Raw genomic sequence first — 24062 nt, 5'->3', positions numbered from 1 at the left:
GGTGTCGGCTGCCCCGAGCTTCAGCTAGAGGGAAGCCGCGCAGTTGCTAGATGGCTTCGGCGCGCACGCCGATCACTGGCCGCTTCGGAGCCCTCGGGCCACCGGCCGTAGTGACGACCGACGTGGTCGGGTCCGACCACATCGTCGACTAGCCAGCCGCATCCGGTCAGGAATCGCGAGGGATCGTCGGTCCCGAAGAGCCACGGTGCCCCTGTCTGGTCGAGCATGCGTCCGGCCGGGAGCCGGGCCGACACCAGATGTGCCCCGATAAAGTCGGCGGCGAGTTGGCTTCCAGGCGCGGACAGCGCTGCGGCCTGTCGCAGCACGGCCTGCGCGAGGGCCTCCGGAAGATAGAAGAGCAACCCCTCGCAGATCCAGGCCGAAGGCTTGGTCGGATCGAAGCCAGCCGCGAGCAGTGCATTGGGCCAGTCGCCAGCAAGGTCCGCTGCTACAGTCCGCCTCTCGCAGCGCGATACAGCGCCAGCCGCTGCCAAGCGATCTTCCTTGTACGCAAGCAGGGTGGCGTCGTCCAGCTCGAACAGTACCGTGCCCTCGTGCCAGTTCAGACGGAAGGCTCGTGCGTCCAGCCCCACGCCGAGCGCCACGACCTGGTGCGCTTGCGCGGCCTCCAGGAAGTCGTCGTACCAACGGGTTCGGACCGGGAGATAGGGGTTGTCGTCGGTCCGGGGGTCGTTCACGCCGAGCATACCGAGCAGCCGATTGCCTTGGTCACCGGCGAGGAAGGCCGCCAAAGGGTCGTCGAACAGCCGGTCTATGCGCAGGCTCTCGCGTGCTCGGGCTGCGGCTGTCCACCAGGCGGTCTGCGCGGGGCCGCCGAGTTCGGCACTGCCAGGATTACTCGTAGCGGGCACAGCCAACTCTCCTCAATACGTTGGTTGTCGGCCGTAGAAGTCAGGGAAGGTGCCGAGGAATAGGTGATCCATGGGCGTGGCCGGCGGCGAGTAGTCGCCCGCCGCCCACCCGGTAGAAGCGCTGACGATAGGAAACGTGCCGAATCACGGTCGACATGTCTCGGTAGAGCTGGTCGAATGGGTGGTCAGCAAGCACTGAACGCGATCCCACCTGCTCCATCACGGTCTCTAGAGCCGTCCGACTGAGCCGGCCAGCAGCCGTGATCGACGACCACAGCAAGCCCTCCTGGCGTGCTGTGAGTTCTTTACCGCTCCAGACGACGTCCGCTACCTTGCCGTATGTTCGATACACGAGTCCACGGGCCGCCTCAAGGTACGCCTCCGCCTCGGCGACCGCGCCCGCCACGTCAGCCTCCTCGCGTACCGCCGAGGGCCCCGTGGCGCGTGCCTGGTCGGCGAACGCGTAGAACTCATCCAGTGCCCGACGGGCGATCCCCAGCGGCACGCCCACGTTCTTGGCCGCGAGGAAGGCACGGTAGCGGGATGTGGGCGGCAGTTCGCCGTTTGCGCGTCGACCAGTGATGAAGTGGTCGACTGGAACCGTGCTTTCCTTGATCGAGAAGCTGGCGCTGCCGGTACCGTTCAGTCCTGTCGCATGCCACGTATCGTGGACGACAAGGGCCTCGACAGGGGCCCAGCCCCATGCCACCAGCGGTGTGCCCGCCCGGTCTAGCACGGGGTCGCCGCTGCGGTCGTACCAGTGGAAGCCCACCACGATCCGTTCCGCATTGCGGATGCCGGTGCCGAAGTCCCACTTGCCACTGACCCGGACAGTGCCATCCCCAAGGTCCTCGGCCCGCCCAGGTGGGAAGGTCGCTGCCGCCGTAGGCAGGTCGAGGCTCGGGTAGAGGGCCCGTGCCAAACCGGTGTCCAGTTGGCCGGCGAAGAAACCGCCGTCCGCGAGCACCGCCACGGTCCAGGCGGTCGAGGCATCGTGCCAGGCCAGCGTCTCGACGACCCTGACCTGGTCGTCGAGACGCAACTGTGGACCGCCCAGGCTCTGCGGGAAGGTCATCCGGAACACACCGGCGGACCGCAGCGCCGTCACGGCCGCTGGTGTCAGGCAACCGGCCCTGTTGCCCGTCGCGGCCTCCTGCTCGATCGCCGGTCCGATTTCACCGACCTGGCGGAGGATAGCCAGTGTGTCGAGTTCGGTGTTTGCATCCTGGAGCGCCTCGGTCACCATGCTCCCTAGGGCGGTGTTCATGCGAACGGCTGTGGGTGCGGATTGAGTTCGGTCTCCCCGTAGACCCGATGGCCGAGGAGCGCCGGCAACTGGTAGAGACGCGGATGGCCGCGGTACTGGGCGTGGGGGGAGAAGGTCAACGGCTGCAGGCTGGGGATAACGACACTCGCCACGTGCAGGCCGATCCGGCGCAGGTCCGGGGTGGTGAGGTCGACGGCGTAGACCCTGTGCCCTGCGCGTTCACACCGTTCGACCAGCCCACGCAAACGGTCAGCCTCGGTCGTGGGCAGCGGGCCTGGCTGTGGGCGCCTAGCCGTCCTCTCTCGCGAGTGGTCCGTCAACAGGAAGTCCATCGTGTGCGCGCTCTCCGGCGCGCCGATTGCGAGCGCTCCCTTGACCAGCGGGCGCACATTCTCGGGCTCCATATGAGCGACATCGTGCAGCGCCGACCGTATTGACAGCCCCTCGCTGATGGCGTGGGCGGCGGCTTGCTGAAGATCTGGGTTCGTGCTGGCGCCAACCACCCTCCCCGCCACCGGGTCGTGCGGGGCCTCTTGAACACAATAGACCGTCGGCACGCCGATTTCTGAAGTCGCGTCGAACAGATGGACCGTGATGAACTTCCGTTCGCACCACTCCACCAGACGTGCTGCTTCCGCCGAGAGCCGGTCCAGGTCGAGACGGGGCAGCGGCAATCGCTGTAGCCAGATGACGGAGATCATGTCTCGTTCGATCACCTCGCAGAGGCCACCGATCAAGGCCGACTCCCAGCTTCCCCCTGCCGCTGTCCCGGTGCTGATCTGGGCCCAAAACCTCTCGGCGGGCATCGGGGGCAGTCCGAGGTGGACCATAACGGCCGGGATGTGGACGGGCTCGCCGGTATACAGGTCGATCCCCCGCGCCCAGCGGATCGGCGCGTCGAGCTCCGGACGGGTCAACGGACATCGCGGATCTGCCAGTTCCCGCTCGGAGCAGCGCGGTATGGCATCCAGACTGAGTGCGTCGGGCAGCGAGCGCGCGTCGCTAACCGGAAGGTCTCGCTGCACCGTGAAGTTGGCCGTACGCTCCAGCGCCTCGATGGCACTGATTCGCCAGGCAGTCTCCGCATCGTGCGAACGTCCGGTGCCCACCCGCTCCTTGATGGTTCTCCGGTAGGGCCGGACGACCTCCATCTCGCGCTCCGTGACACTGAAGACGTGTGTCCACGGCGGCAAATAGGCAGCGCGCACCCGCCCGGGCCGGCCGGAGATCGCAGCATACGGGCCGACCAGCTCGTGAACCTTGCTAAGTGCTGTCACGTCAGAATCTCTCCGTGTCGACCGACTGGCTGGGCGGGGTATCCGACCGCCAGAGCGAGTACTGGCCACGAGTCGAGCTTGCCCATCCCAACGCAGGCCCGGAACAAGGCAGGGTGGACGTTGCGGAAGAGACAGCCGGCCAGGCCTGCGCGGACTGCCGCCAACCAGGCTGTCTGCAAACTGAATCCGGTGGTGAGCAGTAGGTTCAGATACCCATCGGTGCCGGCGTTCGAGAGCGCGGCTGCCAGATCCCAGGCAGGGCACAGGATCGCCGGTGCCAAGACGAAATCGGGTTGCATGGACAGGTACTGGGCGGTGGCCGTCGGAAGGTCAGCCAGCCGTGTGAAGCCACTGACTGTGTAGGTGTAGATGCCCGCCTCCAGCCCCTGCACGTCCCGGACAAGAACAAGCCACTGGCCCGCCACCCCGCTCGCGTGCGGCGTCAGCTCGTGTGAAGCGTCGAAACCTGCCTGGCAGAGAGCCAGCAGCCTTTCCACTGGTACCGGTCGGGGTTCGAACGCGCGGGTCGCCCGGCGAGCGGCGATCAACTCATCGGCCTCAGTGGCAGACAAATCTGCCAACGGTGCCACCACACTTGGCTGAATGGTCTGCGTGGCACCGCTGTACAGCTCGCGCAGGGTTGCCCGGGTCATCAGCTCCTCGGCCGCTGGACCTAGAACCGTTACCTTCGGTTGGTTCTCCATCTGGCAGTTCCCTTCAGAAGACCATCACGCAGGTGACGAGCTCGGTGTCCGGATTCAGGTCGAGCAGCGCGGTGAATGGCCGCGCGTCCCACCTGGCCAGCACATGCGGTGCGAGGCCCTGGGAAGCTGCGACAACGCTGGCTTGTGCGAGGGCCGCGCCCGCGTCCAGGTGCGCCAAGCGGATGGAGAGGTCTCTGTACTTCGCCGCCAACTTTCCGACACGGGCCGTCCAGACCACCACCCACTGCCAGTCCTGGTCGGGCAGCAGGTCTGCGAGACGATACTTCACCTCCGCCTCGTCGACGCGGCCGGTGGCGACCAGCCGATCGTCGGTCGCGTCGTACCAGGCTGTGTGGCTGCTTAGACCTGAAATCGCCTGGCGGCCAATCACAAAAGCCTGCTGGGACGCCAGGTTTCCGCCCGAGGGGACACGGCGGAACGGGACCCCGGACGCGGACCAACCGCGCGTACCGAGCGTCCTGCGCAGAAACTCGCAGATCTCCGCGAGTCCCTTGTCATCGGGCGCTATTGTCCTGGCGGAGATCGCGGGACTCGTGGGCAGCGCACGCTTCTCTTTCTGCAGCTCACGAGTGTTCGGCTTGCGCCCGTTGGCGCCAGGACCGGCGAACTGGGGCGGAGGCTGGTCGAGATCCTGCTCGTAGGCCCAGGCGAGCTGCACGTCCTCGTGCTGTGGCACGCCACCGCAGTAGCCGCAGCCAACCCGGTGGTACACCCGCTTGCTCTCAGCTCGGGCAATCGGCTGCCCAGCCTGATCCCAGTGCAACCAGAGCAGCTGGTTCACCGTGCCGTTCGCGGCGACGCCGCACAGGCCGTTGACGACCTCGCCGACGACCAGGCCGGCCAACAACGTGACCAGGCCAGGCCGGTCACCGTCCGTGTCGGCGCCCGCCGTGGGCAGCTCCGGCCAGACGCAGTGCGGGCACGTGTAGGTGGCGTGCACCATTGGCCCGACAAAGCCACCGTCGCGTGCCAGTCCTGCGCCGAGCCACAGTACCCGCTGGTCGTGACAGCGCAGCAGGACTTCGGCCGACCTCTGGTCAGCACTTTCGAAGAGCTGAACCACCATGGCGCGTGGCGGTTCCAGGCCATCGCTCCTGGTGAGCTCCGTGAGCACGTCGTCAGTCAGTACCTCGCACTCCAAGACGCGCTCGACAGGTATGACCCGAGTCAGTTCGCGGTACACGGAACCGGTGAGTGGCCCTTGGCCCAGCACCACCACCCGTGCATTCGCCAGGTTGCTGGCGGCGTGCACAGCGGAGCGCATCCGGGCGGTATGTCCAGCGTTTCGTGAGAGGAAGGCCAGGACCTGCGGATCTGTGCCGCTGGGCGGCAACCCGTCCAGGGGGTGCACCAGGCCGTGGTCGCGCAGCAGGGCGGTGCCCTCTGCCACATCCTCGATGGGGATGTCGAGAGCGGTGGCCAGGTCAGCGGGCGAATTCGTGCCGTCGAGGAGGTCGCACAGGTGCGGAAGGATGTCCACGGCGCCTGGCCCGGTCAGGGCCACCCGCGTCGGACCGCCCTCGATCACGTACCCGGCCCCAACACGTACCCGGACGAGCCCGTCGGCAAGGGCATCGAAGCGGTCGGTCGCCGTCATCGTATGAGACCTTCGCTTTCGGTGTGCTCCGACCAACGGGAGCAGGTAGGCAGCGGTACGAAGCTGTGGTTCGCAACCTCTCCGGTGAGCACGTGGTAGGTGTAGATCCTGCGGATCTCGCCAGATGGCTCGTCTAGCAAGGCGCGCAGCAACCCGGTGGCGATCAGAGCATGGTGGCCGAGGAAGCCCTCGGGCCCCGCTGCGTCGTCCCGGTCATACAGCTCCCAGATCGCCTTGGTGTAATCCGGTGTCGGATCCGCGCTGAGCATCCGGCGCTCCAGGCAGTCGTGGCAGCCGGGCAGGTGCGGGCCGAACACAGGACCGATCCGGATGACGGGGTGGGTGTAGCTGACGGGCACCCACCAAGGGATATCGGGTAGTTCTTCCAGCTCGCGAGCCAGTGCGGAGGTGTGCCGCCAAGCCGCTAGCACCACCGGGCGCGGGCCGACTTCGGCGGGTGTCGCGCCGTTTGGCAGCACATCCAGCTCGGGGAAGCAGGTAGCCAGGCGGTCCGCGACTGCCGAGCCGAAGGCTCCCACCGAAAGTACTGTGAGAGGCGGGCCGTCGTTTCTTTTCATACTCTGTGCAACTCCAAGGCACCTGAGCGGCAGCGATTCGGGTCGGAGGCGGAATACCGGCGCGGCTTCCGATACGACATCACGACCGAGGGTCATTGGTGGGTTGTCTTGCCGATGACGCCCGGTGCCGTGTGATCGGTTACTCGCACTCGTAGCAGGCGCAGCCGCCCTCGGAGCCGGAGCCAGCGCAGTCGCAGCTGCCGCCGCAGCCGGAGCGGAACCCGTCCGCCGGCAGGACCTGCTCAACCTGCAGTCGCAGGCGGCGCCCACCATCCTCGGACGCGCTGTTGATGGCGTTGTCCATGCTGAGTGCCATGTCAAGTTTGTTCGACATTGAAAACCCTCCTGAAATGAGCCCGCGATGAACGGTCGGAGCGTGGCGCCAGCCTTGCGCCGACCTCTGACATGCCAGCCCGGTTCGGTCGCCTCACCTCGGGTGGGAGCGGTGGTGCGGCACTCCGGCCCCGCGGGATCAGGATCTCGCTGCGGTTTCGCCGGTTTCCCGGGTTGCCGTCGTGCGGGCGTGTTGCTCCGGCCCGCAGTGGGAGACCTGGATCCGGGTGGCGCTGACATTGTTGCCGATCATGCTTGCACTACCCTTTCGGATCCCTTTCGTTTGGTGCCGGAGGAGGTTGTTGGCGGACGTCCGAAGCCACGCCATGAGCTGGCGGAATGCGCCGGTGTTGACCACGAACCGCCGCTGGGCCACCTGGTGGCCTGAGGCGTCGACGCCGACGGCGGTGTGGGAGGACTGTGTGGGTCGATGTCGATCGGGATCACGTGCAGTCGGTATTGCGCTGGTTGACGCGGGCGGTGGATGGCGGTGGGCAACCTGACTTGAAGCGGTGAGACGTCCGTGCCTCCGGCGACCAACACCGCACGGCCGGACGGTCGGCGGCGGGGCGCTGTCTGAGAGCCAGCCCGTGGGCGGCAAGGAGCGCAAGGGGCCCGTGCTGACCGACACCCTGGACGCTACAGCTGCAGACCTGCGCGTCTGGGCTCGGCCCAACAAGTCGGGAGGCTGGCCAGAGGCACCGGTCACTGACTTGGTCATCCGTCCGATCGGTGCGTGCCGCCCAGGCTCGGAGAAGCGGCAAGGAAGCACATCCCCATGACGTACGGGGGGCGGAGATCACCGGCGGAGTCGACACTCACGGCCTGATCCACTACGCGGCGGTGATCGACCAGCTTGGCAGGCACCTGGCCGATCGGGGGTTCCCGGCCGCCATCGACGGCTATCGGGACCTGCCGGACGCACGGAACTGTGGCTGCGGTCGGAGTAGAGGGCAGCGGTGCCTACGGTGCCGGACCCGCCCGAGTACTGACTGTCGCCGGATCCTCGGTCGTCGGCGTGGACCGACCGGACCACAAAGCCCGCCGCATGCGCGGCAAGTCCGACCCGATTGACGCCTACGCGGCCGCCCTGGTGGTCACATCCGGCCGAGCCATCGCCGTCCAAAGGGACGCGACGGCGTAGTCGAGGCCCATGGGTGCTGCGGTACGCGCGCCGCAGCACCCGGTCAGGGCTCGTAGCCAGGCGATGAATCAGATCGGGGGACTGCTTGTATCGGTACCAGCAGCTCTGCGTGAGCAGATCGCGCACCTGGAGCGGGCAGCACTGATCCGTACGCTCGCTTGCCTGTAGCCTGGCGCTGACCTGCCAGTGCCACTGGTCGCGGCCAAGACAGCCCTGCGGCGCCTGGTCCGCCGCTACCTGGAGATCGACCGTGCAATAGCCGAGCTCGACGCCGAGATCGGCCCGCTGGGGCGGTGCGTCTTCTCCCAATGGCCGTTGCACCAGGTTGTGCGCGTGTCGGTGTGCTCGCCCAGCACCGCGCCGGGACGACCATCGCGCACCTCTCGCTTCGACGAGACCGTCTGCGAGGGGAGGAGCGCGATGGCCGTCTCATGCCTGGGACCGCTGCGAGAGCGCTCCTGTGCCACTCAGCGGGACGCCACTGTACTGGAGGCCGGATATTGGTCCGGCTTCCAGTACGGCATCACGACCGAGGGTCATTGGTGGGTTGTCTTGCCGATGACCCTCGGTGCCGTGTGATCGGTTACTCGCACTCGTAGCAGGCGCAGCCGCCCTCGGAGCCGGAGCCAGCGCAGTCGCAGCTGCCGCCGCAGCCGGAGCGGAACCCGTCCGCCGGCAGGACCTGCTCAACCTGCAGTCGCAGGCGGCGCCCACCATCCTCGGACGCGCTGTTGATGGCGTTGTCCATGCTGAGTGCCATGTCAAGTTTGTTCGACATTGAAAACCCTCCTGAAATGAGCCCGCGATGAACGGTCGGAGCGTGGCGCCAGCCTTGCGCCGACCTCTGACATGCCAGCCCGGTTCGGTCGCCTCACCTCGGGTGGGAGCGGTGGTGCGGCACTCCGGCCCCGCGGGATCAGGATCTCGCCGCGGTTTCGCCGGTTTCCCGGGTTGCCGTCGTGCGGGCGTATTGCTCCGGCCCGCAGTGGGAGACCTGGATCCGGGTGGCGCTGACATTGTTGCCGATCACGCTTGCATTACCCTTTCGGATCCCTTTCAGTGGTGAGTGACCATACCCCTGTACAGGAGGGCGGTTTCATCGGCGGTGCGTGCCCATGACCAATCCTGGGACATCGTGCGGACCCGGACGTTGGTCACGTCGAACGGTTGTTCACGCAACCAGTCGATTGCGTGACGCACCGTCCGGCCGACGCCGTCGGCTGAGAGCTCGGGGAAGACGAATCCGGTACCCGAATCGCGGTGTTGGAACAGGTCGACGACGGTGTCCCGCAGCCCTCCGACTGCGCTGACGAGCGGAACAGTCCCGTAGGCCATGGCGATGAGCTGGTTGAGCCCACAGGGCTCGATCCGGGACGGCATCAGCGTGAAGTCGCCGCCAGCGTAGACCAGCCAGGCGAGGTCCTGTTCGAAGCGTGGCGTGTGGTGAACAAGCCCGGGCGCCTGATGAACGAGTTCCAGGAGCGACCGGGCATAGCGCTCCTCCCCAGGACCGACTACAACCAACTGTGCTGTTCCGGCGAGCACGAGAGGACGGAGTGCTTGGAGGACGAGATCGATCCCCTTCTCCGCGACCAGCCGCGCGCAGACTCCAAACATGGGAAGCCGACTGTTCTCACGCAGCCCGGTGCGGCGCTGAAGCAGCCGCTTGTTGGCGCTCTTGCCGAGATCGACCGTGTCAGCGCTGAACGGGCGAGAGGCGCGGCCCAGTGCTCCCGGGTTCCATACGTCGGCATCCACTCCGGCGACAATCCCGGTGAGCTCGACCCGCGACAGCGCTTCGCCGAACGGCGTGCCCTGCGACTCCCGGCACAGCTCTTCGGCATACCCTGGGCTACCCGTCGTCGCGGCGTCTGCGGACAGCAAGCCCAGCAACAGCAGGTCCGGTCGGCCGTCGGAGCTCTGCAGGAGCAGCTCTCGCGCCTGATCGGGAAGGGCGAGTTCACCAAGCGAGCCGGCCGGGATCTCCCCGCGGTAGGCCGCGTTGTGGACATTCATCAGCAGGGCGGGCCGACTTTCGGTTGGCTGCACCCACCGGAGGTGAGCGAGTGCTGCGCCTGACTGCCAGTCGTTCCCGTGTACCAGCTCATACCGGCGTCCGGTAGCCCGGACCCAGTCAGCGACGCACGCGCCGAAGAACGCGGCGCGTGCTGGTGCGTCATCGAACTCCACGTATCGGGAGTCCCGGTAGATCCCTTCGCGGTCATACCAGTCGTCCGCGCGGACGAGAAAGACCTGGCCCGGGCCCTGATGGTTGATGAGCCGCTCGACCACCGGCAGGGCTGTCACACCAGCTACGGTGATGGGCCGCAGTGCTGCGTCGGGAGCCGTACGCAGGCCTTGTGCGGCGACGAGCCGCGGGTAGTAGGGCAGGATGAGATCATGTGTTATCCCGTGGGCGCGCCCAAGTAGGTTAGGCAGGGCCCGAGCCGCCTGGCCCAGGCCGCCTTCCGCGAAGAGCGGCGCCAGTTCTTGGGTGATGTAGAGACATCTGCTCATGCGCTGTGCCCATCTCGAAGACCAGTCGCGATCGCCGCGGATAGTCGGACGCCGAAGAGGTGGAGACCAGGGTTGACTGGGAGGTTCACTGACAAACAGACGATGGGCTTGCTGAGGCGGACCTCACACCGCCATATTCGCGGACTTGGGCCGGGGATGTCGTGCCCGTTTTGCCGTAGACCGGAAGCGGCGAATGCACAGTTCTGACCATCTGAGGCCGTGCCGGCCAGAAAATCCTGAAACCCGAACGGCAGAACATGATCGGGCTGCTGGCCGCGGCCTGTCAGCACCAATTCGTCGCGGATGGCGCCACCGCAGCTTGCGCCGATCAGCTCGACCGCGTGCACGGTTAGCGACTGGGAAACGGTGAGCACCTGGCCGTCGCACTCGACGTTGTCCGGAGCCCCGCGTCCCCATTGGTCGGGCCAACGCCCGATCAGCTGACTGAGGCCGGAAAGTTCCTCGGCGGGATAGGTCCTGCCGAACCCGTCGAACCCGTCGTGGGCGTCGAATCCGCGGAAGGTGCATCCGACGTTGTTTCGATGTCCGGTCAGATCCAGGAGATAGGGGGTCAGACCTGGATCATGCATGGCTCGTCTCCTTGGGCGTGGGTAGCTGAGTTGCAGCGACCACCAGACCGGATGCGATCTGCTCGAGTCTGCGGGCAACCTCGGAGCGATAGCGGAGCAATCGCTCGCTGCTCTCTGACCCCGCGTGCCGAAGAAGTGAACGGACGACGAGCAGATCCTGTGCAGCACGGTCCACGAGCGTGCTCGCCGGCGATTGTGCGGGTTCCGAGCAGGTGGCTGCGGTATCGACAGCCGTGAGGTACCGCGCGAACCAGCGCAACGTATGGTGGTAGGTCCAGATTCCGTGCTGCAGCCACGGCACTTGGTTATGGTTCGATCCGCAAGGCTGGGCCGGTGCGAACAAATCGTCGAGCCGCTCGCTCAAGGCCTTGGCCAGCTCCAGACCGCTGAGCCATGGGGACCCACGGCCGGCCAGGGCCTGGCGATGCTTCGCCCACTCAGCCGCAGGCTCCGCCGCACCGGGCAACTGCCAGGCGTGCTTGGCTTCCAGCACCATCCAGCTCTGGCCGAGATTCTCCCGGTCGAGCGCCAGCTCCAACTGCGCGAAGGGCAGGCGTCCGTCGAAGAAGACGATGTCCCCCGGATCGGTAAGGCGGACCGTTCGATCGCGAGCGTCGAAATCTCGCAGCACGACCGAGTGGAGAACGTGTACCTGACCGCGGCTCATCCAGAAGTGGTCGAGGTAGAAACTGTCCACCTCGACGACTGCAGCGGCCCCCTGAGCCAACAACCGGCTTAGGCCGGCCGATCCGCCGCCAGCCCTGGACTGGGTCGCCTCTACCACGCAATCCCGCGCTCGCAGGGTGTCTAGGAGCCCCGGCAGCACGGGGGCGAAGAGAACTTGCTCGTCGCGGATAAGTGCCCTGGTCCCGGCCTGGCTCCCAAGCAACAGTGCTGGTTCTGTGCCTGGAAGCGCATCCAGCAGCAGTGTGGCCAGGGCAGCATGATGGCAGCTGGCATCGGTGAACATGATGCGACGACTCTCCCTAGAGACAGTCTCTCGAATGATGGATGGAACGTGGAATCAGGACAACGCTGCCGCGTAGAGCTCGTCCATGAGCCCTGACCTGGTCTCGGTATCGAAGGCGAGGGCGCCGAAGGACGCAGCGATGACCACCCCGGTCTCCGGGTCAGCGCCTCCGTAGACCTGACCGATAACGCCAGATGTCCCGAAGGACGATGCTGACCACAAGCTGCCGTAACCGAAATGGTCGGACAGGCCGCAGAGGAAGCCGAGCCCCATCGCGCAGACGTAGTCCCAGGTTCTGTCCAGCACCCGACCGCGTGGCGAATCGACCATGGTACGCAGGACCGGGGTCGAGATCGGAAACCCTCCTTGGCCTGCCAGTCCGGCCAGGGACGCGTTGTAGAAAGAGGCCAGATCGGCCATGGTGCCGTAGTAGCCGTAAGACGGGATCTTCGCAGCCGCACCGGCACGGCTGGTCACATGCGGGAACCGCCGCACACCCCAGCGCCCGGCGAAGGAGGGGACCGCGAGGCGGTCCCGGATGGTGTCGTAGACGTCCGGGGGGATGGTGGCCCAGGTGGATCGTAGTGCAAGGGGCTGGCAGACGCGTTCCGCAACGACATCGCCGTACTGCTGCCCGAGCACAGACTCTAGCAACGCTGCGAGCACGTACCAGCCGGTTTCCTGGTGGTATCCCTGGTCTTTGCCTGGGACCCAATCCGATTCTATCGGGAGATCGATGACTCTGCGGAGGAAGTCGGCGTAATTCTCCCGGATTGGCCCGGGACCGTCGAACTTCCGGAACCCTCCAGCGTGGCTCAGAACGTCCCGGACAGTCACCGTGTCCTTGCCCCCGGCGGCGAAGCCGGGCAGGTGGTGCGCGATCTGGTCGTCGAAGTCAAGTCGACCGTCATCCACGAGGGTCGCCAACGCCGTCGCCAGTAGCGGCTTTCCGGCGCAACTCCAATACAGGACCGAGTCAGTGGTCATTGGGATGCCGGTCTGCGCCTCTCCCAGTGAGGCATCCAGCAGGAGCTCACCCGCTCTGCTGACACACACCTGCACGCCAGCCATCGGCAGGGTTGCCATGAGCCGCGACAGCCGCTCTCGCACTGGGTCGAAGGCACCCGGCCAGCGATCGGTCGGCTGGCTCATCGCCGCTCCTGGAGATGCTCGAGCTCCGCCGCGAGTTGGGCGATGCTCGACGCCCCGAAGAGTATGTCCATCGGTAGGCTCACGCCCAGCTCGATTTCGAGTTCCGTGACGACTTCGACAGCGGTCAGCGAGTCTCCTCCCAACTGGAAGAAGTCTGCTTCGGCACCTGGGTCCGCGTCCAGTTCCAGTACCTGCCGCAGGATCGAGGCGACCAGGATTTCCAACCGAGTCTCGCACGGTCGGGACGAGGCGCTCAGCCGGCTCCGGATCAGCGAGACGATCGCGTCCTGGTGCGGCTTGCCCGCGCGGGAGAGGGGGAGACGCTCGACCGGAACTATTGGGGATGGAATGGCGAAGGAGGGGAGTGCGGCAGCGAGCGAGGTCTTCAGCTCCTCGAACGGCCTTCCCAGCGTCCCTTCGACAACCGCCGCTAGGGACTGGCCGAGAGTTGGGTGAGGCAAGATGACGACGGTGGCCGCCTCGATCCCGGGCTGCGCTTCCAGCACCGTTCTCACCTGTTCCACCGAGATCGTCTTGCCGCCGATCCTGGCTAGTCCGCGGGCCCGGCCCCGGAAATGGACCCGGCCAGACTCATCGAGTGAGCCAAGGTCGCTGGTGACCGTCCAGCCGTCGCGCCATGTCCGCGAGGTAGCCACCGGGTCACTCAGGTAGCTGAAGGAGCTGGTCGTGTGGCGCAGGCAGATGAAGCCTTCTTCGCCGGGAGCCAGTTGTTCGCCGGAGTCGGAGACGATGCGTACCTCAGTTCCAGGCGCGGGGTATCCGCCAGGGCCGTGGCCACAGTCCTTCTCAGTGGTGATCAGATGGGCGTCGCCAGCCTCGGTCAGACCATAGGCATTGATGATGCGGGTGTCCGGCAAGTGAGCAGACAGGGCGAGGTGGACGTCAGTCGGGAGATGGTCCGAGATGACGCGCAGTGTCCTGAGGCGGGGCGGCCGCAACAAGGGGTCCTCCTCCAGGGCTCGGACCAGGGAACGTCCAGCCGCCGCGGGGACGATGGCCGTGCCAGCGGATTCCGCCGCAACCAGGGTCAGGAACGCCCTGGCATCGAAGGGGACGCAGGCGGCGATGGTCGATCCGCGAGCGAGAGTCGACAGGAGGACCTGCCTCGTTCCGATGGAAGTGGCGTGGGACAACCCGTGAGCCACCACTGCGGCACCACCTGGGCGCTTGCGGTAGCTGTCGGCCATCCGGCGGAGCGTCCGGTGGCTGGCAGCCACCGCCTTGGGGCTGCCAGTGGACCCAGAGGTGAAGATGACATCTGCCAGCGAATCGGGTTCAGGTAGCCACGATGCACGCGCGTCCTCGGCCGGCCTGTCCGCCGCAGTGGTTCTGGCCACATGGATCTCGGTCATCGGACTGAGTCCGAGCGGTTCCTGCGCGGACGAGAGGACTGCGCCTATTCCGAGATCCCGGCAGATACGCCGGATGACCTTGGAAGCTGCGTCGGTCGGGAGGACCACGGAGACCGAGCCTGCGAACTGGGCTGCGAAGTAACTGACGGCGTAGTCGATCCACTCTCCTTCTCGGAACCACAGTCCGATCCTGGGTGATTCGCCGATCTTCTGTCTACGAAGAATAGATGCAGTTTCCTTGATTCGGCTTGCCAATTCGCCGTAGGATATGCGCTCGCCGCGCATGAGTACGATGGCGTCGTGTTCCGGATTCTCTTCGCCGTGTTTCATGATAAATTCGACGACGGTCCCGGTTTTTTCGGTCATGCGGCGATCTCCAGCGGTCAGACGCCCGATGCAGTGTGCGGCTCGGGCCTATTGATACTGCGACGTTGGAAAGTGATCGTCAACCCTTCGCCGATCGACAGGTCGAGACACCTGAAAGATCATCAAAAATTATGAAGCTGGTCGAATTTCCTCAAGCTCGCCGGGGCTGGGCAGCCGCGCCACTTCCGCTGTGTGCCTCCCCGGAATCCAGATCAGCGTTGCCAGGAGGGCCAGTGCAACGGGTACGGCGGCCGTCAGGATCGCTGCGCTGTAACCGGCGGTGAGGGCGGCATGCGGGGACCTCTGGTGGGAGTACGCCGTAGCCGTGTATCGGCCGGCGACGCTGGTGAGCACAGCGAGTCCGACCGATGCGCCGATCTTCTGCGAGGTCGTGAGTGCGCCGGACGCGGCACCTGAGTCGCCCTCGGTCAGGCCACTGGTGCCGCTCACCGTGAAGGTCACGAACACCAGTCCGCCGCCGAGGCCGACAAGGCATTCGGGACCCAGCAACTCGCTGCTGTAGCCGCCGCCCGACATCCGGCTCAGCCACACCAAACCGCAGCCGAACAGCAGTAGTCCGGCAGACATCACGAAGCGTTGACTGAACCGTCGAAGGCACCACCCGGCAGCGGTCGACGAGACGGTGACAGTCGCAATCAGTGGGAGTATCGCGAGGCCCGACGCCAGCGCTGACTCGCCCAGGACCTGTTGGGTGTAGAGGCTGAGAAAGAAGATCACTGGCCCGATGGCGGTGTTGATCAGCGCGGCCACCACGTTCGCACCGCGCAGCGAGCGATGCCGGAAGATCCGCAGCGGCAGCAGTGGGTTCGAGCTGGATCGCTGCACGAGCAGAAAGGCAGCCAGCAGGGCGATGGCTAGCCCGCTCAGTATCAGGGTTTGTGCCGTCCCCCAGCCGGTTCTGCCCGCGTCGACCAGGACGTAGACGAGCAGCGCTGTTCCTGCGCTGACAAGCATGGCACTGCTGAGCCCGAACCGACCGCCGGTGGCCTCCGCTCTGCCGGCTGGTAGCAACCGGGGCGCGCAGAGGGCGGCGACAAGCGTGATCGGTACGTTGATTAGGAAGATGGCAGGCCATCCAAGCGTCTCGCACAGCAGGCCGCCGGCGAAGTAGCCCACCGTTCCCCCGGCCGCCGCCACCGCTCCCAGCACCGCCAGCGCTCGGTTGCGCTGCGCCGCCTGTTCTGGCGTCCGGTCAGGAAACACCGTCATGAGCAGCGATAGTGCAGTAGGAGAGATCACCGCCGCAGCAAGTCCCTGAAGGCCACGCGCGATCACCAAGGTTGTGGCCGATGTGGCCAGACCACCCGTGACTGAGGCCGCGGCGAAGAGCAAGAGCCCGACCACAAAGACGCGGCGCCTGCCGACCAGATCTCCGATCCGGCCGCCCAGCAACAGGAACCCGCCGAAAGTCAGGGAATAGCCGTTGGCGACCCAAGAGAGCTCTTCCAGCGAGGAACCGAGTGCATGTTTGATCGATGGCAGTGCCACCTCGATGATGGCGGTATCCACGTTGAGCATGAAGTGACTACCCACCAGCAGGGCCAGCGCGGCCGTCCGGCTGAGGGCCGGAGCGACTCGCTCGGTCCTGGATGGAGAGTGACTGTCGGTCAAAGTCACGCTGCTAGCCCCCAATGGCGTTGAATGTGGGATCCGTCGGGCTGATGCGCGGCGCTCAGGCGGTCGGATGATTTTGGGGCAGATAGCGGATGTCTGCCCCGCGCAGGGCGAAGGTGAAGTTGTGCTCCTCGAAGCCGTGCGCGTTCACCGCGGCTCGCACTGCCTCCTGACCGCCTGCTTCGGCGTGCAGAAGCAGGTAGCCACCGCCCCCGGCGCCGAGCAGCTTCCCCCCCGTCGCACCTGCGGCTAGCGCGTCCTGATAGGCGCGGTCGACCGGTGCCGTGGAAACCCCGGGACTCAGCTTGCGCTTCAACTCCCAGTGCTTCCCCAGCACCGAGCCGATCGCAGAGCCGTCCTCGTCGAGCAGGGCCTGGACAGCAACGGGCACGAGCTTCTTGATCTCATGCAGGCGGTCCTCGACGTCCGAACGGCGTTCTCTGGTCCCAGTGTCCTGCTCGGCGAGCACTGTGCCGGCATTCCTAGTCATGCCCGTGAAGAACAGCAGGAGATCCTCGCTGAGCCGCTGACGAAACTGGTCCGAGATCGAGAGCCGCCTTGCCTCCACCCGGCCGTCGGTGTGGAACTGAAGCAGCTGGAAGCCGCCGAGCACCGAGAGGTAGTGATCCTGGCTCCCGACGGGACGACCCAACCCGTGTATCTCCAAGTCAGCAGCGGCCTCGGCCAACTCCTCTTGGGACAAATTCGGTTGAGCCAGGCCCGCTACCAAGGCCGCGGAGAAGGCTGCCGAACCGCCCAGTCCGCTTCCGGGCGGCGTGTCAGTGAAGGAGACGAGGTCTAGGGATTCCTTGCTGGGGTAGCGACGCAGCACCTCCCGGACGAACGGATTCGCGTTGAGGTCCTGTGAGAACCCCGCGCTGTATGTGTCGAAGCAGGCGCGCATGCCGATACCGCGCGGCCGTGGCCGACCCACGACGGTCACCCGCAGGTTGGTCGACGCCCCGAGCACCACACCGCCGAAGCGGTGGGCGTAGCTGGGGAGGTCAGTACCTCCACCCGCGAGCGAGATACGTAGCGGCGCGCTGCTCACCCATACAGCGATCTCCTCGGCCGCCGTCATCGGTGTGTCGCAAGAGTGCTCAGTGCCTTGCGGTCCAGCTTCCCGGATGCAGTGAGAGGCAGCGCCGGGACGGTGCGGTAGCGCTCGGGAACCATGTAGTGGGGTAGGTGCTGCCGGGCGTGGTGACGCAGGAGCTGGGCGAAGTTCTCTGGGGCCGGCTCCACGGGTACGACCCAGGCCAGCAGCAGGACAGCGCCTGCGGCTGTCTCCGTAACGGTGACGGCGGCATCCCGGACGGTGTAATGGGCACGGAGTGCTGCCTCGATCTCGCCGAGCTCGATTCGAAAGCCACGCAGCTTGATCTGCTGATCGTTGCGCCCGAGGTACTCCAGCCCACCGTCCGGGAGTATCCGTGCGAGGTCGCCTGTGCGGTAGAAGCGGCGGGTCCCGGCGGGGGTGTCCAGATTCACGAATCGCTCTGCGGTCAGTTCCGGGCGGCCAAGGTAGCCGTCGATGACACCCTCGCCTGCGATGCACAGTTCGCCGCACTCGCCATCCAGGACTGGCTGAAGCTGCTCGTCCCGGATCTCGGCCACCAAGTGCGGCAGCACTCGGCCGATGGGAGAGGAGACCGTGCCAGCCAGGTCCTCCACACTGATCACCTTGTGCGTGGCGTAGATAGTGGTCTCGGTCGGGCCGTACATGTTGACCACGATCGGACGACGCCCGTTCAGGCACTGCAAAAATCGGCGGACCGTAGCCAGCTCGATACTTTCACCGGCGAAGAGCAGGTAGCGGAGATTCAGTTCGGGTCGGTCAGAGCTCTCGTACACGTCGCTCAGATACCGAAAAACGGTCGGAACCTGCCCGAGCACGGTGATGCGCTGGTCGATCAACAGGCGAAGCAGCTCGGCAGGGGACTGGGCCGCCCGGGCAGGCACGACCACGCCGGTACCTCCAGTGGCGATGGCCCCCCACAGCTCCCAGACGGACACGTCAAAGCTGCCGGAGTGGAACAGTGCCCATCGGTCCTTCGGAGTTACGTCGAAGAGCGGAACTGCTGCCCTCAGCAGAGACAGGACATTCGCGTGGCTGACCACGCAGCCCTTCGGCCGACCAGTCGAACCGGACGTATAGATCACGTAGGCCGGACGCTGGCCGTCAGATGCGACAGCGGGGGCAGGAAGGGGCGTCGCGCCGGGCGGCGTCCGTACCGGTACGACCACAGGGCCGGACATGGTCACATCCGGTTCGATAAGCCCGCTAGCAAGGACACGCACTCCCGCGTCCTGGATTACGTACTGGAGCCGGTCCTCCGGGTGACTCGGGTCCAGTGGGACGTAGGCAGCTCCTGCCTTAAGAATGCCCAGGACGCCGACTGGCATGTCGAGCGAACGGTCGACCACAAGGCCAACAGGGTCGCCCGGCCGCACACCGGCTGCCACGAGACGGGCCGCAAGGTCGTTCGCGGCGGCGCCCAGCTCACTGTAGTTCAGGGACGAAACGGCATCGGTGATGGCGGTCCCCGCGGGGCAAATGGCTGCCGCACGCTCGAATAGCTCGGTCAGGGAAGTGATATCTCCATCCAATGACGGAGAACGCCGTTCGATCGGTCGAGTTGGCGCGTGGTCTGTGGTCATAGCAAGGCCCGTCATGCGATTCGTCTCGGATTACTGCTGGCAAATCCGTCAGATCTGGTCCAAAAGCCCCTTGAAGGTATGGCTGAGATCGCTGGCCGTTGCATCCGACACCGCCCTGCCGCGCCAGCTGATCCGCACCAGTGCTCCCTCCGAGCCCGGCCAGACTTCGGTGAGCAACTCGGCCGGAATTCCGGCGTAGGGGAGACGGATAAAGCGAGCATCCAACCCGTCTAGCGCAAGTACTGGCGGTCGGTTGTCCTGCATGGCGAACAGACCTTGGAAGACCGGGGCGCGACTGCCTCGTCGGGGGTTCAGCCGGCGCAGCACTTCGTTGAACCCGACATCCTGGTGTGCGAACGCATCCCGGGCTATGCGCGCCGTGCGGCCGATCAGCTCACCGTTCACGATACCGAGGTCAGCGACACCGAGAGCGCCCACGCGGATCGGCAGCGTGTCAATGTGGCAGCCGATCACTCCAGCCAGCCGTTGATCGGGCCGTTGCGCGGTCGGAACACCAACCGCAAAGTCAAGTTGACCACTGACCTGATGCAACGCCAGCACATAGAGGGCGAACAACACTGTGAACCGTGACGTCTGATACTCCCTCGCGAGCTTGTCGACGGCGTCGAGCTGTCCTGCTGGCACCTGGAACTCGATCTGACGGGGCACCTCGGTGGCATCACTATCGGGAGACCCGGGCAGCATGAGGTCCGGCACATCGGACAGTTGCCGCTGCCACCAGTCGATCTGCCGCTCCAGATCGATATGCGCTCGGTAGCTAGTGTGGATGCGGTGGACCTCGGCCATGGTGGGGAGGACGCCCCAGGCCGGCGGGTGCCCCTGCCGGCGCGCGTTGTACGCGGTTGCGAGGTCCGCAGCGATGACCGACTCGGACCATCCATCGAAGGCAATGTGATGGACAGCCAGTCCAAGAAGAGCCGTTGGGCTGTCGGTGATCGGGATTAGAGCCGCACGCCAGACAGTGCCTGTCGAGAGGTCCAACGGTTGGGTCAGCCGCTCCCGCAGTTCGGCGAGGGCCGATCCCAATTCGGATGCCGGTGTGAGATCGTCCAGTTGAACCGGCACGGGGCATCCCCCCACCTGAGCCACTGGCCGCCGGCCAGAAAGGTACCTTGCCCGCAATGGCTCGTGCCGTTGCTCGACGTCGCCGAGCGCAGCCTGCAGCGCCTCACGGTTCAGCGGACCGACGATGTGCCAGGCGAGGAGGCAGTGGCCGGAAGACGAGTAGGGACTCAGTAGATGCTGCGTCAGAAATGCCGACTGAGAGGGCGAGAGCGGAGCTTCCCCGAGCTTGTCGGACACGGGTAGCTTGGGCCTTGCATTGCGCTCAGCGTTCTCACGGAGCACAGCAGAGAGAGCCTCGGCCGTGTCGTGGTACATAATCTGCGAGACCGGCAAGGGTGTGGCAAGCAGTGCGCTGAGTCGGGCACAGATCCGTCCGGCATCTAGCGACGATCCGCCCAGGGACCGGAATGACGCATCGACTGGCACGTGCGGATGCCCCAGGACCTCGGCGAAGACCCCAGCCACCTTGGCGATGATGGGGTCCTCCGGAGGGATCGCAATACCTTCAGGAAGACGTTCCGCCACCACCACCGGGGTGTACCGGTCGAGCAGGGCTTGTTCGTCGAGCTTGCCGTTGGCGGTCAACGGGAACGAGTCTACGAGGAGGATCTGTTCCGGCAGTTGGTAGGAGGGTAGCGCCTGCCGAGCATCCCGCATGAGCTCGGCCGCGTAGTCGTCTAAGAATCCGGATTCGGTGAGACAGAAGCCGATCAGACCGATGGCGGCTCCCGAGGTGTCTCTCCGGGTGACGACCCTGCACCGCCGGACGTTGGGGAGAGACTCGATCTGGCGCTCCACCTCAGCAGGCTCGACCCGGTGTCCGCGGATCTTCACCTGCCGGTCGGCTCGGCCCAGGTAGTGGAGGAGCCCCTGATCATCCCTCGAAGCGACGTCTCCCGAGCGATACGCGCGGACCCGCTCGCCGTCCACCTCGAGGTAGACGAAGCGTTCGCTCGTCAGCTCAGCCGGACCCAGGTAGCCGAGGGCCAAACCGTCGCCGGTGATGTAGAGCTCACCCGCTTCGCCGGGAGCACATGGCCGGCCATCACGCAGCAGCTGAAAGCCGGTACGGGGAACCGGCTGGCCGATGGGAATGCCGTGCGGTCGTTCGCAGTCGGCCAGTGAGACCCGATGGGTGGTGGTGAAGACCGTACTCTCTACCGGCCCGTATCCGTTGATTAGCGAGATGTCAGGGTGGTGGGTGAGAAAGACCTGCACATGGGGGCCGGAGAGACGTTCACCACCCGTCAGGACCTGATCGAGCCCGCGGAACGACTCAATGTCCTCATCGACAAGCAGATTGAAGAGTGAACTGGTGACCCAGACTGTGTTGACACCGTGCTGTGCGATGACTCGTCGCAGCACATCGGGTGACAGGTACGGCTCCTTGATCACGACTGAGGTTCCGCCGTTCAACAGTGGTGCCCACAGTTCGAGCGAGAAGGCGTCCCACGGCACAGCCGCGGCAAGCGGCATGACGGTGTCGTGGCCGAATCTGGCAAAGCTGGACGGGTGGAACAGCCGGGTAGTGGCGCGATGGGGTGTCACCACACCCTTCGGCTTTCCCGTGGTGCCAGAGGTAAAGAAGACCGAGCACGGGCTGGCCTCAAAGGTCGTTGTGGAGCACGGCTGGGTCCAGCGGGATGCGGTCCGGCCAACCGCTTCGTCGGGAACGTGCCAGGCGCGGATGGCGAGATCCGCTGCCTCCATGAGCTGGTCCGTTCGGTCGGCCGTCTCCGGCCCAGCGATCACGATGTTGGCATCAAGCAGTCGGACAGCCTCCTCGAGGCGGGTCCTTGGCCAGAGCGGGTCCAGGAGGGCGTAGCTGGCGCCGAGCTTCAGCACGGCGAGAAGAGCCACGACCAACTGCGGCGACCGAGGCAGGACGATCGGAACATGCCGGCCTGCGTCGACTCCTGCGGCCGCCAGCTGGAGCGCATAGACATCCGCGGCGTGGTCAACAGCGGCATACGTCACGCTCTCGTCATCGCCGACCACAGCGATCGCATCGGGCCGGCTGGCGGCGTATCGGCCGACGATCTCATGGAGACAGTCGACGCCCGGTCGACTGCCCCCCTCGGTCTGAGCAGAAGGAGACTGAAGCATGACTGAAGGAGTTCTCCGAGCGCATACGTGGTTGACGACCGTGAAGTCGAAGGGGGGGAAGCACCACCGGGGCGTGGCTCGAGCCTGCTCAGCCGGATGCGCTTGGCGGTGATCAGTTCATCAGTTCGATGCAATCCTCTGCAAGAGATATCTGTCAAGCGGCCAGCTCTGATGTCCGTCTTATCCGGATTCGTTCCGAATGCTCTCATGGTGGTCATGTGTTGAAGCTGAGGAAAGATTAACGATCTTGACGGTTCGTCATGATCAGGACTACGGTCTCATCGCGGCCGAACGATCGGCTGAGCAGATGCCCGGGTCGTACGGGTGGGGCATCGTCTAAAGCATCGAAACCGGGGGTCGGGGGACCATATGCGGCTGCACTCTTGCGCGAACTCGTCAGTCGAGCAGCACAGCTCCTGACCAGCAGGCCGTGGGTGAGGAACAACTGCCTGAGCCAGGTCGCCAACTCACGGCTGACTGAATGCTGTCCAATCTCGACTCCAGAGGAGACCTTGACACGTGATTGAGCCTGCCCTAGTGGAGCAGCGGGCCGAAGAAGCTCGCAGAAATGAACAGAACTTCCTGTCTGGGGAAGGGATTTGGCTCCGAACCGAAGATGGTCGAACACTCCTTGATGCTGCGTCAGGGACGTTCAATCTCCCTCTCGGCTACGCACATCCACATGTGGTCATGGCCGTACAGGAGCAGGCCGGCCGGATCTCCCATGCGAGTTCGGCGTTCACTGGATCGGCAGGCCAGGCACTGGCCGCACGGTTGCTCGCGCACGCGCCGAATGGCATCAACCGGGCTTGGGTGCGGGACGTCACAGGTTCAACCGCGAACGAGTGTGCCGTCAGGCTCGCGCAGAAGGCAACCGGCCGACGCCAGGTGGTGAGCTTCTTCCTCTCGCATCACGGGCAGACCATGGCTACGACAGCGATGTCCGGCAACGCCTTCCGGCGGGAGGGCTTCCCCGCCAACGCGACAGCCGAGACCCTGATCGTGCCAGGACCCTACTGCCGACGGTGCTTCTATGGGCAGACCTATCCTGACTGTCGCACCATGTGCGCCACTCGGATCGAGGACTTCCTGGAGTTCGCCAGTAGCGGCTCGGTGGCCGCAGTGCTGGTGGAGCCGGTCCTCGGCAACGGGGGGAATATCGTGCCGCCGCCGGAGTTCTTCCAAGAGCTGCGGCGGATCTGCGACCGGCATGGGATCGTTGTGATCGCCGACGAGATCCAGACCGGGCTCGGCCGTACCGGGACAATGTTCGGAAGTGAGGCCTTGGGCCTGCGGCCCGATGTGATCACCTTGGCCAAGGGACTTGGCGGCATTGGGCTTCCGATGGGAGCGGTGCTGATGCGCGAGGAGTTCGACTGCCTGGAGTCGTATCAGCACTCCTTCACCAACGGGGCCAACCTGCTTGCCGTCTCTGCTGCGCATGCCACTCTCGATGTGCTCGAGCAGCCCGGATTCCTGGAGAACGTTCGGGCTGGAGGCCAGAAGCTGGGACAACAACTTCGGGCTTTGGCCGGCGAGTTCCCACTCATCTCTGATGTGCGTGGGCTTGGCTATATGTGGGGACTTGAAATTTCGCGCCCGGACGGCTCCCCCGATGTCGAGTTCACCAAGGCCGTCCTCGATCAGGCCGAACAGGAGCAGGGCCTCATCCTGCGCGGATCCCGCTACGGCCGCGGAAACGTAGTCAAGGTGCGCCCTGCGCTGATCGCGACGGAAGACGATCTCACGGAGATCGTCGCTCGGCTCCGCCTGGCCTTCTTCGGGGCCCAGAAGACTCTCGGAAGGGATTGAA

At 65.6% G+C, this 24062-nt stretch carries 18 protein-coding genes; 1 reads left to right on the top strand and 17 read right to left on the bottom strand.

Annotation, left to right across the window (positions count from 1 at the left end; genetic code table 11):
- Nucleotides 1-20: 20 nt before the first annotated feature.
- From ACZ38L_RS28535 to ACZ38L_RS28455, 17 genes are all read right to left on the bottom strand, one after another.
- Nucleotides 21-872 (bottom strand): class I SAM-dependent methyltransferase, encoded by an 852-nt coding sequence (locus tag ACZ38L_RS28535; protein ID WP_465698548.1) that lies wholly within the window; start codon nt 870-872, stop codon nt 21-23.
- Nucleotides 873-912: 40 nt separating this feature from the next.
- Complete coding sequence (locus ACZ38L_RS28530) at nt 913-2139, bottom strand: acyl-CoA dehydrogenase family protein (protein ID WP_465698546.1); 1227 nt, start codon at nt 2137-2139, stop codon at nt 913-915.
- Nucleotides 2136-3416 (bottom strand): YcaO-like family protein, encoded by a 1281-nt coding sequence (locus ACZ38L_RS28525; RefSeq protein WP_465698544.1) that lies wholly within the window; start codon nt 3414-3416, stop codon nt 2136-2138. Before ACZ38L_RS28525 ends, ACZ38L_RS28530 begins: the two co-directional genes overlap by 4 nt.
- Complete coding sequence (locus tag ACZ38L_RS28520) at nt 3413-4120, bottom strand: nitroreductase family protein (protein ID WP_465698542.1); 708 nt, start codon at nt 4118-4120, stop codon at nt 3413-3415. Before ACZ38L_RS28520 ends, ACZ38L_RS28525 begins: the two co-directional genes overlap by 4 nt.
- 13 nt (nt 4121-4133) lie before the next feature.
- Nucleotides 4134-5738 carry a nitroreductase family protein gene (locus ACZ38L_RS28515; RefSeq protein ID WP_465698540.1) on the bottom strand — a complete coding sequence of 535 codons (1605 nt, stop codon included), beginning with the start codon at nt 5736-5738 and terminating at the stop codon, nt 4134-4136.
- Nucleotides 5735-6277: a TOMM precursor leader peptide-binding protein gene (locus tag ACZ38L_RS28510; RefSeq protein WP_465698538.1), complete on the bottom strand. Its 543-nt coding sequence runs from the start codon at nt 6275-6277 to the stop codon at nt 5735-5737. Before ACZ38L_RS28510 ends, ACZ38L_RS28515 begins: the two co-directional genes overlap by 4 nt.
- A gap of 178 nt (nt 6278-6455) precedes the next feature.
- The gene (locus ACZ38L_RS28505; RefSeq protein ID WP_465698536.1) at nt 6456-6650 is read right to left on the bottom strand and encodes a hypothetical protein; all 195 of its coding nucleotides are present in this window, start codon (nt 6648-6650) and stop codon (nt 6456-6458) included.
- A 1726-nt stretch (nt 6651-8376) separates the two neighbouring features.
- A complete protein-coding gene (locus tag ACZ38L_RS28500) occupies nt 8377-8571 on the bottom strand; it encodes a hypothetical protein (RefSeq protein WP_465698536.1) in 195 nt (64 codons plus the stop codon).
- Nucleotides 8572-8849: 278 nt separating this feature from the next.
- Nucleotides 8850-10310, bottom strand: coding sequence for a glycogen synthase (locus ACZ38L_RS28495; RefSeq protein ID WP_465698534.1), 1461 nt, complete (start codon nt 10308-10310; stop codon nt 8850-8852).
- Entirely contained in the window at nt 10307-10900 is a 594-nt protein-coding gene (locus ACZ38L_RS28490) for a hypothetical protein (RefSeq protein WP_465698532.1), read from the bottom strand. Before ACZ38L_RS28490 ends, ACZ38L_RS28495 begins: the two co-directional genes overlap by 4 nt.
- Nucleotides 10893-11870 (bottom strand): hypothetical protein, encoded by a 978-nt coding sequence (locus ACZ38L_RS28485; protein WP_465698530.1) that lies wholly within the window; start codon nt 11868-11870, stop codon nt 10893-10895. Before ACZ38L_RS28485 ends, ACZ38L_RS28490 begins: the two co-directional genes overlap by 8 nt.
- Before the next feature lie 54 nt (nt 11871-11924).
- Nucleotides 11925-13022: a serine hydrolase domain-containing protein gene (locus ACZ38L_RS28480; RefSeq protein WP_465698528.1), complete on the bottom strand. Its 1098-nt coding sequence runs from the start codon at nt 13020-13022 to the stop codon at nt 11925-11927.
- Nucleotides 13019-14761 carry an AMP-binding protein gene (locus ACZ38L_RS28475; protein ID WP_465698526.1) on the bottom strand — a complete coding sequence of 581 codons (1743 nt, stop codon included), beginning with the start codon at nt 14759-14761 and terminating at the stop codon, nt 13019-13021. The genes ACZ38L_RS28480 and ACZ38L_RS28475 overlap by 4 nt, the downstream gene beginning before the upstream one ends.
- A 129-nt stretch (nt 14762-14890) precedes the next feature.
- Nucleotides 14891-16300 (bottom strand): MFS transporter, encoded by a 1410-nt coding sequence (locus tag ACZ38L_RS28470; RefSeq protein ID WP_465698524.1) that lies wholly within the window; start codon nt 16298-16300, stop codon nt 14891-14893.
- Between the two features lie 154 nt (nt 16301-16454).
- The gene (locus ACZ38L_RS28465) at nt 16455-17447 is read right to left on the bottom strand and encodes a GHMP family kinase ATP-binding protein (protein WP_465698522.1); all 993 of its coding nucleotides are present in this window, start codon (nt 17445-17447) and stop codon (nt 16455-16457) included.
- 26 nt (nt 17448-17473) lie between these two features.
- Nucleotides 17474-19057 (bottom strand): amino acid adenylation domain-containing protein, encoded by a 1584-nt coding sequence (locus ACZ38L_RS28460; RefSeq protein ID WP_465698520.1) that lies wholly within the window; start codon nt 19055-19057, stop codon nt 17474-17476.
- Nucleotides 19058-19105: 48 nt separating this feature from the next.
- The gene (locus ACZ38L_RS28455) at nt 19106-22249 is read right to left on the bottom strand and encodes an amino acid adenylation domain-containing protein (protein WP_465698518.1); all 3144 of its coding nucleotides are present in this window, start codon (nt 22247-22249) and stop codon (nt 19106-19108) included.
- Nucleotides 22250-22768: 519 nt separating this feature from the next.
- Here ACZ38L_RS28455 and ACZ38L_RS28450 point away from each other — a divergent pair.
- Nucleotides 22769-24061 carry an aspartate aminotransferase family protein gene (locus ACZ38L_RS28450; RefSeq protein WP_465698516.1) on the top strand — a complete coding sequence of 431 codons (1293 nt, stop codon included), beginning with the start codon at nt 22769-22771 and terminating at the stop codon, nt 24059-24061.
- The last annotated feature ends 1 nt before the right edge of the window (nt 24062 follow it).

The sequence above is a fragment of the Kitasatospora sp. NPDC024654 genome (assembly GCF_055559155.1).
The sequence above is the reverse complement of the archived record's forward strand: the minus strand, read 5'-3'. Positions and strand labels throughout refer to the sequence as shown.

Bases quoted from the DNA above. Each gene is read 5' to 3' on its own strand.
- ACZ38L_RS28530 (WP_465698546.1), bottom strand. From the start codon at position 2,139: ATGAACACCGCCCTAGGGAGCATGGTGACCGAGGCGCTCCAGGATGCA.
- ACZ38L_RS28520 (WP_465698542.1), bottom strand. From the start codon at position 4,120: ATGGAGAACCAACCGAAGGTAACGGTTCTAGGTCCAGCGGCCGAGGAG.
- ACZ38L_RS28515 (WP_465698540.1), bottom strand. From the start codon at position 5,738: ATGACGGCGACCGACCGCTTCGATGCCCTTGCCGACGGGCTCGTCCGG.
- ACZ38L_RS28505 (WP_465698536.1), bottom strand. From the start codon at position 6,650: ATGTCGAACAAACTTGACATGGCACTCAGCATGGACAACGCCATCAAC.
- ACZ38L_RS28500 (WP_465698536.1), bottom strand. From the start codon at position 8,571: ATGTCGAACAAACTTGACATGGCACTCAGCATGGACAACGCCATCAAC.
- ACZ38L_RS28495 (WP_465698534.1), bottom strand. From the start codon at position 10,310: ATGAGCAGATGTCTCTACATCACCCAAGAACTGGCGCCGCTCTTCGCG.
- ACZ38L_RS28490 (WP_465698532.1), bottom strand. From the start codon at position 10,900: ATGCATGATCCAGGTCTGACCCCCTATCTCCTGGATCTGACCGGACAT.
- ACZ38L_RS28485 (WP_465698530.1), bottom strand. From the start codon at position 11,870: ATGTTCACCGATGCCAGCTGCCATCATGCTGCCCTGGCCACACTGCTG.
- ACZ38L_RS28480 (WP_465698528.1), bottom strand. From the start codon at position 13,022: ATGAGCCAGCCGACCGATCGCTGGCCGGGTGCCTTCGACCCAGTGCGA.
- ACZ38L_RS28475 (WP_465698526.1), bottom strand. From the start codon at position 14,761: ATGACCGAAAAAACCGGGACCGTCGTCGAATTTATCATGAAACACGGC.
- ACZ38L_RS28470 (WP_465698524.1), bottom strand. From the start codon at position 16,300: ATGCTCAACGTGGATACCGCCATCATCGAGGTGGCACTGCCATCGATC.
- ACZ38L_RS28460 (WP_465698520.1), bottom strand. From the start codon at position 19,057: ATGACCACAGACCACGCGCCAACTCGACCGATCGAACGGCGTTCTCCG.
- ACZ38L_RS28455 (WP_465698518.1), bottom strand. From the start codon at position 22,249: ATGCTTCAGTCTCCTTCTGCTCAGACCGAGGGGGGCAGTCGACCGGGC.